This is a genomic window from Methylobacterium sp. ME121 (genome assembly GCF_000974725.1).
In the GTDB taxonomy this organism is placed as follows: Bacteria; Pseudomonadota; Alphaproteobacteria; order Rhizobiales; family Beijerinckiaceae; genus Methylobacterium; species Methylobacterium radiotolerans.
Window position 1 is genome coordinate 1 of the sequence record NZ_BBUX01000176.1, and the last position, 1,201, is coordinate 1,201.

The following is a 1,201-nucleotide window of genomic DNA, read 5'->3' on the forward strand; positions in this document are numbered from 1 at the left end:
ATGGACGACGCGGTCTACGCCGCGAACACCCGCCCCGACCTGTCGCACATCAACGTCGGGACCGGCGAGGATTGCACCATCCGTCAACTCGCCGAGGCGCTCGCGCGGGTGATCGGCTACGCGGGCGAGCTGGCGTTCGACGCGACCAAGCCGGACGGCACGCCGCGCAAGCTGATGGACGTGTCGCGGCTGCGGGCGATGGGCTGGCGACCGGAGATCGCCCTTGAGGACGGCCTGCGCCAGACCTACGGCTGGTTCCTGGAGAACCACGCGACCCTGCGGAGCTGAGCGGGCCCTCCGCCCCGCCAGCTCGGTTCACCGATGATCGCAAAGCCACCGGGTCCCCGCCCGGGGAGGAGACGGACCATGGCCCACCGGCCGCCCGACGACAGCGCGGACGCGCGACGGCGGAAGTTCCTGCAGAGCTTCCAGAACTTCGACGCCAACAGCCGGTTTCCCGCACCCTACGCGCATTTCGCCGGCAAGCCGCTGACGGAGGCCTCCGGTCAGGGATGGCGCTACGACGCCCTCGGGTACCGCAACGACGCGCACGCGGACGCGCGGCCGCCCTCCGAGACGCTGCGGGTCTTCGTGGTCGGCGACAGCACCCTGATCGACGGCCAGGTCTTCGCTGACACCGTGCCCGGGCGGCTGGAGACCGGGCTGAAGCAGGCGCACGGGCCGGGCGCGCGGGTGTACAATTTCGGCGCGGTCTCGGCCTGCCTGAACCAGATGATCGCCCTGATCACGACGCGGCTGATGGACCTGCAGCCCGACGTCATCCTGATCGTCGGCGGCGCGACCGACATCTTCCAGCCCTGGAGCTTCGATCCGCGGGCAGGCGTCCCATACAATCACTTCGCGAACGAGAGCCTGTACGATTACTTCTTCGATCCGAGGAAGTCCGCCGACGACGCGGAGGCCCTGTCGTATGACGGCCTGCAGGCGATGATCTTCAACCGCCTCGAGAACCTGCGCGCGCTGACGAACTGGCAGTCCGACATCTGGGAATGGGAGGTGGTGCGGCAGTTCGAGCTGGCGCTGAAGCGCCTCGCGCGGCTCGCGCCGGGGATCGGCGCACCCGTGCGGTTTCTCCTGCAGCCGACGGTCGTCCGCAAGGAGACGCACGCGGCCGCGGAGGCCGGCGTCGCGTCCGGCGCGTTCCTCGCCTATCTCGACCGCCAGTACGAGCGCTTCGAGA

1 protein-coding gene and 1 pseudogene are annotated in these 1,201 nt (G+C 69.6%); both read left to right on the forward strand.

The features are described 5' to 3' along the window. Nucleotides 1-288 (forward strand): annotated as a pseudogene (locus tag ME121_RS32775) (GDP-L-fucose synthase); the annotation flags it as partial. A 78-nt stretch (nucleotides 289-366) separates the two neighbouring features. After that, nucleotides 367-1,201: SGNH/GDSL hydrolase family protein (locus ME121_RS32780; protein WP_059410339.1), on the forward strand; the 835-nt coding region annotated here is incomplete at its 3' end.